This window comes from Flavobacterium sp. UBA4854, from assembly GCF_002399805.1.
Taxonomy (GTDB): domain Bacteria; phylum Bacteroidota; class Bacteroidia; order Flavobacteriales; family Flavobacteriaceae; genus Flavobacterium; species Flavobacterium ginsengisoli.
This window is the reverse complement of sequence record NZ_DHEI01000135.1, coordinates 21,225-33,523: the sequence shown is the minus strand read 5'-3', so window position 1 is coordinate 33,523 and position 12,299 is coordinate 21,225. Positions and strand designations below refer to the sequence as shown.

Genomic DNA, 12,299 nt, shown 5'->3' with positions numbered 1-12,299 from the left:
GAAGACGGTTCTATTCAGAAATATTTCGATTTGGCAAAGAAAAGCCGAAGCACTCGAAAATATTTTACAAAATCAGAAATAGCGTTTTCTGAATTGATTCAGAATTACGAGATCAATTTAGAAACGCCTTGTTCATAAAAGAGTTACTGCATCTCTCCAAAAGCTTAAAGTTTGAAATGCAAACAAAATCATTATTAACTAAAAAACTATTATTATGTTACGTTGGACAGTCACTTTTATTATTCTAGCCATAGTGGCGGGAATATTTGGTTTCGGCGGAATTGCCGCTGGAGCTGCTAGTATAGCTAAAATTTTATTCTTTATATTTTTAGTTCTTTTCGTTATTTCTTTAATCAGCGGAAGATCAACAAGAGTATAGAAGAAATATCAGTAAATACAAACAAATCAAAACGACACATTTCACTTAGTAGATGTGTCGTTTGTGGTTTCATTAAAAAAAGCAAATCATGGGAACAAAAAGTGGTGCTTATCAGGATGTTTACATTAAAAGAGAAGATCAAATGGTAAGCTTAAAAAATGATGTGGTAGATTTTTGCGAAAAATACATAAAACCGATTCATCCTAAAGATTGGGATTGGTCGGTTCGTGATTTTGAAAATCCTAAAAATGACCCGACAATTGCAGAGGCAAGAGCTATTGCAAATGTTGTTTTTAAAGATTTAAATGATAAAAAACATACCGATGTTGATCTTTCGACAATGAATAATGTGCATGCGATAAAAGCCTATTTGGATCCGAAAAGTAAACATGAAGCTTTTAATATGGAAGAATTTGCTTTTGCCTTAAAAGTTGAATTGGAACACGGCAGAGTAAAAGATGTAAATGTGACCAATAATCATCCTTTTTTAACTGCTATGATTGCACTTGCACACATGACGGAAAGTTTGACTTATTATAAAAGACTGAAAGTGATGGAAGCAGAGGGAGAAATCTACGAAATTGTTCGAAAATTAGAAACATCGCCAGTTGGAAAAGAAAAATGGTATATAGAATTGGGCAAAGCCGAACAAGAACTTAACGAAGCCAGAGCAGGATTAGCAGAACGCTTGGCGCGTATGGACGATATTCCAGTATTGAAGATTATTGGAGATTAAGTAGTTAAATTTTATGCTCAAAAAAACCGTCTCGTTATTTACGAGACGGTTTTTTCTTTTTCGTAGAATGAGATATTAGAATTTGCGTGGATCATTTTCTGGATATTCTTCATCATCGTTGTCTTCTTGAACATCATCTTCAATATAATCATTCTCGTGTTCATCAATATCTTCTTCAACATAATCGTCTTCATTATCATCATCAAAATCTTCATCGTCAATATCTTCCAAAACGTCTTCAGTTTCGTTGAAGTCAAATTCATCTTCTTTTAAATCTGAAGGATTATCGAATTCGTCATTTTCATCTTCCAATTCAACTTCATAAATATCATCGTTATTGTCTTCAAGATCTCTGTCGGTATGAAAATCGTCATTTAAATCGTCTAAATCATCATCATTGATATAATCATCTTGATCAGGATTCGGTTTATTCGGATTATAGCCATTTCGTACCGTATAACCTCTTTCTGCAATTTCGCGGTTATCGTTATCAGGTTTTTTGATATCAGCTTTAAGATCTTCGCTCAAATTTCTGTCGCTTGAGATATGCTCATTCAAATCTCGATTAATTCTGTTTTTATTATTGATAGTGTTCATGACATCTAGTTTTTATAATTAGTACTTACAAAGCTACCATGAAGAGATGTGAATCTATTATAGAATCATGAAGTGTAATTGTATAATTAACAGGTGTTTAGAATAGAATTTTAATTTAAAATTTTATAACCTCCCTCAAAACACAGGCAGTAATTTTATAATCCTATTAATCATTAAAAATAATACCATGAAAACTACAGATAATAAAACAGCAGCTACTGCAAAAGAAACGATTCCAAGAGGAGTGACAAAGCCCAAGTCGAACGCCGCATCGGGACTTACAGAATTGTTTGAAGATGGTCTAAAAGACATTTATTGGGCAGAGAAAGCATTAACAAAAGCCTTGCCGACAATGGTTAAAAATGCTTCTTCTGTTGAATTAAAAGATGCACTTGATAATCATTTAACTGAAACGGAAGAGCAAATTACTCGTTTGGAAGAAGTATTTAAAATTGTTGCTAAAAAAGCAACAGCCAAAAAATGCGATGCGATGGAAGGTTTGATTGAAGAAGCCAAAGGAATGTTGGAAGAAACCGAAATTGGAGTAGTGCGAGATGCCGCAATTATTGCCGCGAGTCAGAAAATTGAGCATTATGAAATTGCCACTTACGGTACTTTAAGACAATTTGCAGAAACGTTAGGTCTGCCAGAAGCCGCTACTTTATTGGAGCAAACGCTTGATGAAGAAAAAGGAGCAGATAAAATGCTTACACAAGTTGCTGTAAATGCTATAAATCTCGAAGCTGCCGAAATTGAATAAAGCTTCAAAAATGAATGAAAGTGCAGTTTTCGAACTGCATTTTTTAGTTAAATAAAAATAATATATATGCCCGAAGGTCCGTCTATAGTAATCTTAAAAGAAGAAGCGAAACAGTTTACAGGACAGAAAGTGATTTCTGTGTCTGGGAATACTCATGTAGATATTTCTCGTCTAGAGAATAAAACTGTGCTTGCTTTTAAAACCTGGGGGAAACATTTTTTAATTTGTTTTGATTCTTTTACTGTAAAAATTCATCTGTTGATGTTTGGAACGTACCGAATAAACGAACGTAAGGTATCTAAACCCAGATTAAGTTTAGTCTTTGATAATGGAGAACTTAATTTTTATACCTGTTCGATTAAAATTCTAGAAGGTGACATTAATTCTCATTACGATTGGAGTGTTGATGTAATGAATGAAAATTGGAATCCGAAGAAAGCACAGATGAGTATTGAGAAAATGCCCGAAAAAATGATTTGCGATGTGATTCTGGATCAAGATATTTTTTCTGGAGTGGGCAACATTATAAAAAATGAAGTTTTATATCGCTGTTATGTTCATCCCGAATCGATTGTAGAAAAAATTCCTCCTCATGTAAAAAGTCAGATTATTGGCGAATGTTCGACTTACAGCTTCGAATTTTTGTATTGGAAGAAGAAGTTCGAACTCAAGAAACATTGGGAAGCCTATACTAAAAGCGTTTGTTTAAGATGTAATCTGCCATTTGAAAAAAAACAGACTGGAGAACGAAAACGCAGAAGTTTTTTCTGCCCTAACTGCCAACAATTATATATATGAAAAATCAAGTAAAAATAGGTTGTTCCAGCTTTTACAACAGTTTTTGGAAAACTGTTTTTTATCCTCAAAATCTTCCCTCTAAAAAATGGTTTGAATTTTATTGCCAACATTTTGATACTTATGAATTTAATGGCAGTTTTTATAAATTTCCGACCGTTCGCATTTTTCAAAATTGGCACAACAAAACGCCAGACTTTTTTATCTTTTCGATCAAAGTGCCAAAAGAAATTACTCATATCAAAAAATTGATAGACTGCGAAAGCCGTTTAAACGATTTTTATAATATTTGTAAAGAAGGAATGAACGATAAACTCGGAGCTATTTTATTTCAGTTTCCGCCGAGTTATCACTTTAGCAAAGAAAAACTAGGAGCAATACTAGGAATTTTAAACTACGATTTTAAAAATGTAGTAGAATTTCGTCATGAAAGCTGGTGGAATGATGAGGTTTGGAATGCATTTAAAGCAAATAATATTACATTCTGTAGTGTGAGCCATCCCAATCTTCCTCAGACTATTTTCAAAGATTTTCCAATGCTTTACATTCGTTTTCATGGAATTCCGAGATTGTTTCATTCTAGCTATTCTACAAAAGAATTACAGCACATAAACCATAAGATTCAATCTAAGAAAGGATTTGTCTATTTTAATAACACAGCAAGCGAAGCAGGTATTTTAAATGCTTTAGAATTGAAAAGAATGACTGTTTAATTTTATTCTAGAAATGTTGTTTAACCGCAAAGTACGCAGAGGTTTACGCAAAGTTCGCTAAGATTATTTTTCTTTTGCGTGCCTTGCGTAAACCTCTGCGTACTTTGCGGTTAAAGAGAAAACTACAATTTCAAACTTCCTTCAATTCCGTCATCCATTGTTTTTCCTGTTACTAATGCAGCAGTCATCTTAGCAATAGCAACCATTTTTCCGTTTTTGTTGTTCCAATAATAACCATCTTCAGGAATAAATTTTATAACACTCAAATTCGGATCGTCTACACCGCCTGGCATCCAGATTTTTACTGCAGGATTCCATAATTCCTCAATAGTTTCTCGGTCGTACGAAATACTGGCTGTTCCATGAAGCGTTAAAAACTTGTCGTGAGGTTCTGCAAAGAAAATTTCGACCATCGGATTTAAAGTAATTTCGGCATTCTGACCGCTGTTTCTGTCAGATAAGAACCATAGCTGTCCCAAGTCGTCAATTTTCTGAACAGACATTGGTCGAGATTGAATTCTGTATTCGTTATATGTGCAAAACATGCACGTTTTTATATGTGCAGCAAGATCTTTTATTTTATCTACTGCAAATTCATCTGTAAGGTCTTTATGATCGCCCATAACATTATATTTTTAAGTTAGATTTTACAATTAATTGCTTGACAAATAATATTTTATTTGTACTTAAAAAAGCTAAAAGTAAAGTTGGTTCTTTTTACCCTTTTTTAGCTTATATAATTAAACTTAGAAATTATGAGATTTCAATTTGCTGTTTTTTGTAAGAAATTAGTTCAAAATCTGTTTGTTACATAAAATTACATTATATTTGAGATTTAAATTTCTAAGCCAAAAGACACAATGACAGATTTTACTATATTCTATACCGATGACGACGAAGATGATTTGTGTATTTTTGCTGATGCAGTAGAATCTATCCCCCAGAATATTAAACTTCAAACTTACTCTGGAGGACAACATTTCTTAAACGCTATTTCTGATCTGCCAGTGACGCCATACGTAGTCTTCTTGGATTTAAATATGCCTGGAAAAAACGGATTTGATGTTTTAGAAGAACTTCGAAAATCAGATTGTAAAAAAGATGTTCCAGTTGTAATTTATTCTACTTCAAGCGAACCTGGTATTATTGAAAAATGCCGTAATCTTGGCGCAAACTGCTTTATTACAAAGCCAGTTTTAATGAACGACATTATAAAATCTATAGAACATGCGATGCAGATTGATTGGAAAAAATTTATTCCAACTCAATCTAATTTTGTGTTTAAATATTAATTTCAGATAAATCTGGAAAGTAAATATTAAAAGTAGAACCTTTATCTTTTTCGCTCGAAACTGTGATGAAGCCTTTGTGGTTTTCGACGATTTTTTTCACGATGGCAAGACCAATTCCAGTTCCTTTATATTCGCTTTCAGTATTTAAGCGCTGAAAAACCTCAAATATTTTTTCTTTATAAATCAATTCAAAACCAATTCCGTTATCTTTCACTTGAAGATGATGGTACATTTTGTCTTTAAATTCAGCATTTGGAAGTGATTTTCCATCAACTTTTGTAACCGAAATTTTCACTTTTGGAGCTACACCAGGACGAGAAAACTTCAAGGCATTTTCTACCAAATTATGCAACAGCTGTCTAAACTGAAACTGAATAAGAGTTGCTTCTCCTAAATCATGATATTCTACAATAGCATTTTTTTCTTCAATTCGATCAGAAAAATCACTTATTACTTCTTCTGCAATTTCGTCTATTTTGACTATTGTAAAAACACGATCGGCAGAATTGGCGCGAGAATAGGTTAATAAATCCTGAATGAGATTCTGCATTTTTTTTGCCGAAAATTCAATTCTACTTAAATAAGTTTTGGCACTTGCCGAAATATTCTGCTCGTCCAAATCGGCTAATCGACTGGCAAAAGTCTGAATTTTTCTCAATGGTTCCTGCAAATCATGACTTGAGATATAAGCAAACGATTGCAGTTCGATATTCATATTAACCAAATCTCTATTTTTGAGTTCCAGTTGTGTGGTACGTTCTATAATTTGATCTTCAAGCTGATTGGTAAAGTTTTTCTGTTCTTCAATATCAGTACTGGTTCCAACCCACATTTGCACCTTTCCAGATTCGTCTAGTTGTGCAATTGCACGGCTGAGTTGCCATCTGTATTCGCCGTCATAGCGTTTAAACCGGTGAATAAATAGAAAATCATTTCCTGTTTTTACAGACTCCATCCAGAGTTTTACATTCTCTTCGCGATCGTCTGGATGTACAATTTGAAGCCAGCCATTTTTTTCAATTTCTTCCTTCGACAATCCAGAATAATTATATATTGTTTGATTAAAATAATTTAGATTTCCTAAAGTGTCGCTTGTCCAGATAAGTTGTGGCATAGAATCGGCTAGGAGTCTGAATTTTTTTTCGCTTTTCATCAAAACCTGTTGGCTTTCTCTTTCGGTGGTAAAATCCATTACAGTCCCCAGCATTTTAGATGGTTCTTTATTTTCGTCAAAAAAGATTTTTCCGTGTACTTTAATCCATGCAATCGAATTGTCTAGTTTTAAAATCCGAGCTTCATATTTATAAACTCCAGTTTTTAATGCTTCCGCGAAAGCGTCTAAAACAATATGTTCATCTTCTGGAATAATACAGCTTCGAATGTCTTGATGTACAATTTTTTTATCTTTTTCAAATCCAAAAATATCTAGAATGGTATCGCTGTAGATTAGTTCCTTGGTTTTAAGATTCAAATCCCACATGGCAATTTCTGCAATTTCAGCAGCTAAACGTGCTCTTGCTTCTGCAGTTTCAACTTTTTTTCTTGATTTTACTTTAGAAGTAACATCATTTACAGTACACATAATGCCCGAAACCTTTTCATTTTTTTCGTAGAGCGGTGTATACTCATAATCAAGGTAGAATTTTTTCAGTTTGCCTTTTATATCAACATAGGCAATCGCTTCATTTTCGCGAATTGTTTTTCCGCTTGCAAGAATATCATGCAATAATTCGGGATATTTTTGATTTTCTAACTCTGGAAAAACTTTCAATAAAGGTATTCCAATGCAATCCTTTTCTTCTTTTTGCCAAATATTATGCATCATACTTTTATTAGCCATTTCGATTGTTAAATCGTTGCCTCTAAAAATCGCCATTGCAATTGGCGAATCCATAACAATGCCACGAAAGGCTTTTTCTCTTTCGGCGAGTAAATATCTAGTTTTAACTTCTTCAGTAACTTCATAAGCGACAACAGTAACTCCAGTAATATTGTTGTCTTCTTTTACAGGATAAAAAACAAGATTAAAATAAGCTAATTCTTGTTTGTTGTAACGATTTAAGGTTACAGCAAATTCATCTGCATAATAAGGTTCTCCTGTTTCAAAAACATTTTTTAGAATAGGATATGTTGTTTCTCTGGTTTCGGGAACAGAATCAAAAATAGGTTTATTTAAAATTGCGTTTTCTTCTCTATCAATGATATGAAGATATGTTGCATTGGCCATTTCGACAATTAGATCGGCTCCTTTTAAAATACAAATTCCGAGTGGTAATTGTTTAACAGTATTTCTAAAACGTCTTTCGCTTTCTTCGAGTTTTTTGCGAGTAATGACTTGTTTAGTCGTTTCATTGCAAATAACCAAAACGCCATTTGTTTTTCCGTTTTCGTCGTTTACAGGACTGTAACTAAAGGTCCAGTAAACGTCTTCCATTTTGCCATTTCTATAAATTGGCAGTAATTGGTCTTCGTGCCAAGTGGCTTCACCTTTTTGTAGCACCTGATCGATTAAAGGTTTTATAAAATCCCAGATTTCAGACCAGTAATCAACGCCTTTTTCTCCGAGAATAGAAGGATGTTTACCATTATTTCCTAAACTTGGTCGATAAGCATCATTATAAAAGCAAATATGATCTGGTCCCCAAAATAAAAACATGGGAAATTTAGAGTTTAGAAGAATTCCTAAAGTAGTGCGAAGACTTTGAGGCCAAGATCCTACTGGTCCAACAGCTGTATTGCTCCAATCTTTATTACGGGTAAGTTTACCCATTTCTCCTCCATTTGCTAAAAAATCATAGTTGTTATTATTCATTAAAAATTTGTTTTATTGTCTTGCCAATGAGCTCATTTTCATAGGCGCATAATGTTGTATTTTTTGTTTTTTAATTAAGCTTTATTAAAATTAGTAAAAAATAAATATTCGTAGAAATGCGATTTTTGAATGAGGCAAGATTAAAATCGTTAGAGTTAATTTTATCTCTTTTCTATGCGGAAATTTGAATAACAGTTAAAAATAAAAAGTAATGAAAAGGGAAGATTCAAAACACGAAACCGATAATATAAAGAGATATCAAGATGAAGGTTACACGGTAAATTATTTATTTGAAAGTGATCGTTTGATAGATTCAGAAAGTAAAGTTGCTTATAAACCAGAAGATGTTTTTATTGTGGCGCATCATCGTTATGAAGGTATGAGTGATCCCGATGACATGTCTATTTTATATGTAATAGAAACAAAAGATGGCGGAAAAGGAACTCATTTGCTAGGATATGGTCCAATGGCAGATTTGGAAGAAGCCGAATTTTTTAAAGACATTCCGAAAGCCAATTATTCCAAAAATTCAGACATAAACGAATTAACATAAAAGAATAAAAATAGATTAGTATTTTTATTTTGCTGATGAGCAGTTGTTTCAAATTTATTTGAGGCAGCTGCTTTTTTTTTTTAAAAGTTTCTAAGTTACTGAGGTTCTAAGCTTCTAAGTTTTTTCCTTACTGTTTATGAAAAGTGGGAAAGATAGAAGCTTAGTTTTTTAGGTTGCTTTTTTTTAAGCTTCTAAGCTACTGAGATTCTAAGATGCTAAGTTTTTTTGCTCTTTATTTTTTGAAGTATGAGAACCTTAGAATCTTAGCATCTTAGAATCTCAGAACCTTAAAATAATAATTATGAAATATCTCCCCAAAATTGTATAAGGAATTGATTGGCAATATAAACGAAATTTGAATTATAGAAATTAAGTTAAAAACCAAGGTTAGTTTTTGTACGTAAATAGTTACTAACCACTTTACTAAAACAAAACCGTATTATGAAAAAACTTTACTTAAATACAGGAAGCTTTGATGCTGTTTTTAATAATTTGAAAGAGAGTTTTGGCGGAAGCTTAAAAGTCAATGCTAATGAATATAGATTAACAATTAAATCAAAATGGGCAAGAGGGAGTATTTCTGGAGTTCGTTTTGAAAAAGAAATGACTTACCTCAGTTTTGATTTAACTTTCAATCAAGAAATTAGTTTAAGCATCGAATCTAATCCGTTTTCGCCTGTGTTTTTTGCTTATTGCGAGAAAGGAAATGTTTTGCATAGTTTTGGTGCCGATGGAGCTACTAATTGTCTTAAAAAGCAACAATCGGGTATTATGAGTAATTCTTCTACGATTAATAGTGTATTGTATTTTCAAAGCCATCAGCAGATTCAATTTTCAATAATTGGAATGCCAACAACAATCGAAAATAAAGAAACTGAATTTGTTTCTCAAGTGAAAAAAATATTTACGAGCAATTCTGGAAATTATATTTATATAGGCGACGAAAATCATAAAATTGGAGAGAAATTTCAGGAACTTAAAAGAATCCCAAATAGAGGAGCAGTTCGTTATTTATTAATGAAAAGTATTCTCAGAGAAGTTTTAGAACTAGAGATAGCGCAACATAGTTATAATTATTTTACTCCGTTTGAACCTATTTTGAACTTTGCAGTAAAACAAATAAGTGAGATTAAAAAACTATCTCATATGAAACTAACCGCAATTACAGCGCCAGTACAGTTTTTAAAACGAAACTTACAACCTCGAAAATACCAATTGGAATTAAAGCCATTTGACCAAAAATTAGCTAGCTAGTAAGCATACCATATCTTTATCTACAAAAAAAACAGCTTTGATCGGGCTGTTTTTTTTATTCTTTTTCATAGTAAATAATGAAATAAACCATAATAAGATTTAGAACAAAAGAAATACTATTGGTTAGAATAATGGGAAAGTCTTTTTTTAGAATTCCATATAGAATCCACATCGCAATTCCGAACGTTAAAATGCAGAACATTCGAAGCGAAATTTCTTTTACTTTCTTTGTTTTCCAAATCTTTATAATTTGCGGAATCGTGGATAATGTAATGCACGCTCCAGCAAAAAGTCCGATGATATCTATATAATTCATTTTTTATTTTTTAAGGTTCTGAGCTTCTGAGATGATAAAATTCTAAGATATTCGTTGGCTTTGTCATCAGACTCATTGTATAGATTACAAAAAGAAAAACTTACAATCTTAGCATCTCAGAATCTTAGTGTCTTAGAAACTTTCCTATCCCACCAATTCTCCGCCATTCACATGAATGAACTGCCCAGTAATATAACTGCTATCTTGAGAAGCCAGAAAAACATAAGCAGGCGCAACTTCAGATGGCTGTCCGGCTCGTTCCATCGGATTATCTTTTCCAAATTCAGATAAATTATCAAAACTTGCTACGATTAATGGAGTCCAAATTGGGCCAGGAGCAACACCATTTACACGAATTTTTTTCTTAGCGAGCATACTCGAAAGCGAACGAGTAAAACTCACAATTGCACCCTTTGTACTGGCATAATCGGCTAAATGTTCGCTTCCGCGAAAAGCAGTTACAGAAGTCGTATTGATAATAACATCGCCTTCTTTTAAAAAAAGAAGAGCAGCTTTAGTAATATAAAAAAAAGGATAAATATTAGTTTCAAAAGTCTTGTGAAGCTGAGCATTTGTAATCTTTTCGAATTCATTTTGCGGAAAATGTACCGCTGCGTTATTTACCAGAATATTGATATTTTTAAAAGTGGTGTGGCATTTTTTTATGGCAGCACGGCAAAATTTTTCATCTTTCAAATCGCCACTAATTAAGAGACACTCTCGGCCTTCTTTTTCAACCATCGCTTTTGTTTCTAGAGCATCTTTATCTTCATTTAAGTAGACAATTGCGACATTTGCGCCTTCTCGTGCAAAATGAACCGCAACACTTCGGCCAATGCCGCTGTCGCCTCCAGTAATAAAAGCAGTTTTTCCAAGTAATTTTCCGCTTCCAACATAATTCTCTCTTATAATTTCTGGCTCAGGTGTCATCAAGTATTCATTACCAGGAAGATTTTGTTTTTGTTCGGGAAATGTCTGTTTCTTTTTCATGATTTCTCTGTTTTTAAGCTTTTATTTGCTTTTTAAAATTAGTTCTTAACTAAAATTTTGCTTGTCTTAAAAGAAATTTTGTTTGCTCCAATCAAAATAAAAAGGCAATCCTGTATGAAAATACATTCATTTCGTAAAAATGTTAAAGAATAAGAAATTTCTAATAAGTTAAGAATCATATAGAATCTCCAAACTGATTAGAAAAGATGGGAATTTTGTAACTATTTACGGTTTAAATAAAAAACCTCCCCGTTATTTTTTTTATACATTTGAGAATTTCTGCACCATTTTTAAGAGGTGCACTTTGCAATTCATTAAAAAAATAAGAAAATATTTATATTTATTTTAAATTCAATTATTTTGATTTACAACCGATTTAGCTTTCCGACATGGTATTAATTGTAGACGATATAAGGGCCAATATTATTGCCCTGAAGAAAACATTAGAACTGCATAATATCGATGTTGATAGTGCCGAATCTGGTGAAGAAGCGCTCAAAAAAATCCTTAAAACAGATTACTGTCTTATTATTATGGATGTTCAAATGCCTGGACTTGATGGCTTTGAGGTAGTAAAAATTCTTTCTGGAAATAAACGCACAAAAGATATACCTGTTATTTTTCTTTCTGCACTTAACACAGAGAAAAAATACATTTTTAAAGGTTATGAAACTGGTGCTGTTGAATATATTACCAAACCAGTAGATAGCGATTTACTGATACTGAAAGTAAAAACCTTCATTAAAATCTACGAACAGCAGAACGAACTTAAAGCGATGAAAGACCTGCTTTCTAAAGAAATCAAAATTAGAAAAGAAGCGCAGGACAATCTCGAAATCAAAATTGCAGAAAGAACAAAAGAATTGGTTCAGAAAAATGAAGAACTAGAGCTTCGAAATCACGAATTGCAACAGTTTTCTTGGGTAGTATCGCACGATTTAAACGAACCCATTAGAAAGATTCAAATCTTCATAAAAATAATAAAAGACCTTTATTTAAAAGCAGACGACAAAGCTATCGATTATGTCGATCGGACAATAAAATCGGCAGAAAGGATGCAGACTTTAATTACCGATCTTTTAGCTTATTCTAGACTTTCGGC

At 32.6% G+C, this 12,299-nt stretch carries 14 protein-coding genes; 9 read left to right on the top strand and 5 right to left on the bottom strand.

Annotation, left to right across the window (positions count from 1 at the left end; genetic code table 11):
• The first annotated feature begins 214 nt into the window (after positions 1-214).
• Both B3J44_RS19815 and B3J44_RS19810 read left to right on the top strand, forming a co-directional pair.
• Entirely contained in the window at positions 215-379 is a 165-nt protein-coding gene (locus B3J44_RS19815; protein ID WP_008463190.1) for a DUF1328 domain-containing protein, read from the top strand.
• Between the two features lie 88 nt (positions 380-467).
• On the top strand, positions 468-1,115 hold the full coding sequence (locus B3J44_RS19810; RefSeq protein ID WP_198856015.1) for a DUF5661 family protein: 648 nt from the start codon (positions 468-470) through the stop codon (positions 1,113-1,115).
• Positions 1,116-1,190: 75 nt separating this feature from the next.
• Here the strand turns inward: B3J44_RS19810 and B3J44_RS19805 are convergent, their stop codons facing one another.
• Positions 1,191-1,712, bottom strand: coding sequence for a hypothetical protein (locus tag B3J44_RS19805; RefSeq protein ID WP_286971009.1), 522 nt, complete (start codon positions 1,710-1,712; stop codon positions 1,191-1,193).
• A 187-nt stretch (positions 1,713-1,899) separates the two neighbouring features.
• Between B3J44_RS19805 and B3J44_RS19800 the strand changes: the two genes are divergently transcribed.
• From B3J44_RS19800 to B3J44_RS19790, 3 genes are all read left to right on the top strand, one after another.
• Entirely contained in the window at positions 1,900-2,472 is a 573-nt protein-coding gene (locus B3J44_RS19800; protein ID WP_286971008.1) for a ferritin-like domain-containing protein, read from the top strand.
• A 66-nt stretch (positions 2,473-2,538) separates the two neighbouring features.
• On the top strand, positions 2,539-3,270 hold the full coding sequence (locus tag B3J44_RS19795) for a DNA-formamidopyrimidine glycosylase family protein (protein WP_286971007.1): 732 nt from the start codon (positions 2,539-2,541) through the stop codon (positions 3,268-3,270).
• Positions 3,267-3,980, top strand: coding sequence for a DUF72 domain-containing protein (locus tag B3J44_RS19790; RefSeq protein WP_286971005.1), 714 nt, complete (start codon positions 3,267-3,269; stop codon positions 3,978-3,980). The genes B3J44_RS19795 and B3J44_RS19790 overlap by 4 nt, the downstream gene beginning before the upstream one ends.
• A 122-nt stretch (positions 3,981-4,102) precedes the next feature.
• Here B3J44_RS19790 and B3J44_RS19785 read toward each other — a convergent pair whose 3' ends face one another.
• Complete coding sequence (locus B3J44_RS19785) at positions 4,103-4,603, bottom strand: pyridoxamine 5'-phosphate oxidase family protein (protein WP_286971002.1); 501 nt, start codon at positions 4,601-4,603, stop codon at positions 4,103-4,105.
• Between the two features lie 237 nt (positions 4,604-4,840).
• Between B3J44_RS19785 and B3J44_RS19780 the strand changes: the two genes are divergently transcribed.
• On the top strand, positions 4,841-5,272 hold the full coding sequence (locus B3J44_RS19780) for a response regulator (RefSeq protein WP_286971001.1): 432 nt from the start codon (positions 4,841-4,843) through the stop codon (positions 5,270-5,272).
• Here the strand turns inward: B3J44_RS19780 and B3J44_RS19775 are convergent.
• Positions 5,262-8,084, bottom strand: a complete 2,823-nt coding sequence (locus tag B3J44_RS19775) for a PAS domain-containing sensor histidine kinase (protein WP_286971000.1) — start codon at positions 8,082-8,084, stop codon at positions 5,262-5,264. The two genes, B3J44_RS19780 and B3J44_RS19775, sit on opposite strands and share 11 nt — an antisense overlap.
• 211 nt (positions 8,085-8,295) lie before the next feature.
• Between B3J44_RS19775 and B3J44_RS19770 the strand changes: the two genes are divergently transcribed.
• Both B3J44_RS19770 and B3J44_RS19765 read left to right on the top strand, forming a co-directional pair.
• On the top strand, positions 8,296-8,637 hold the full coding sequence (locus tag B3J44_RS19770) for a hypothetical protein (RefSeq protein WP_198856007.1): 342 nt from the start codon (positions 8,296-8,298) through the stop codon (positions 8,635-8,637).
• A 441-nt stretch (positions 8,638-9,078) separates the two neighbouring features.
• Complete coding sequence (locus tag B3J44_RS19765) at positions 9,079-9,891, top strand: hypothetical protein (RefSeq protein WP_286970999.1); 813 nt, start codon at positions 9,079-9,081, stop codon at positions 9,889-9,891.
• A 55-nt stretch (positions 9,892-9,946) separates the two neighbouring features.
• Here the strand turns inward: B3J44_RS19765 and B3J44_RS19760 are convergent, their stop codons facing one another.
• Together B3J44_RS19760 and B3J44_RS19755 are read right to left on the bottom strand one after the other, a co-directional pair.
• Positions 9,947-10,207, bottom strand: coding sequence for a SemiSWEET family sugar transporter (locus tag B3J44_RS19760; protein WP_286970998.1), 261 nt, complete (start codon positions 10,205-10,207; stop codon positions 9,947-9,949).
• A 144-nt stretch (positions 10,208-10,351) separates the two neighbouring features.
• Entirely contained in the window at positions 10,352-11,197 is an 846-nt protein-coding gene (locus B3J44_RS19755) for an SDR family oxidoreductase (RefSeq protein ID WP_286970997.1), read from the bottom strand.
• Positions 11,198-11,586: 389 nt separating this feature from the next.
• On the opposite strand from B3J44_RS19755, the gene B3J44_RS19750 reads away from it, so the two are divergent.
• Positions 11,587-12,299: response regulator (locus B3J44_RS19750; protein ID WP_286970996.1), on the top strand; the 713-nt coding region annotated here is incomplete at its 3' end.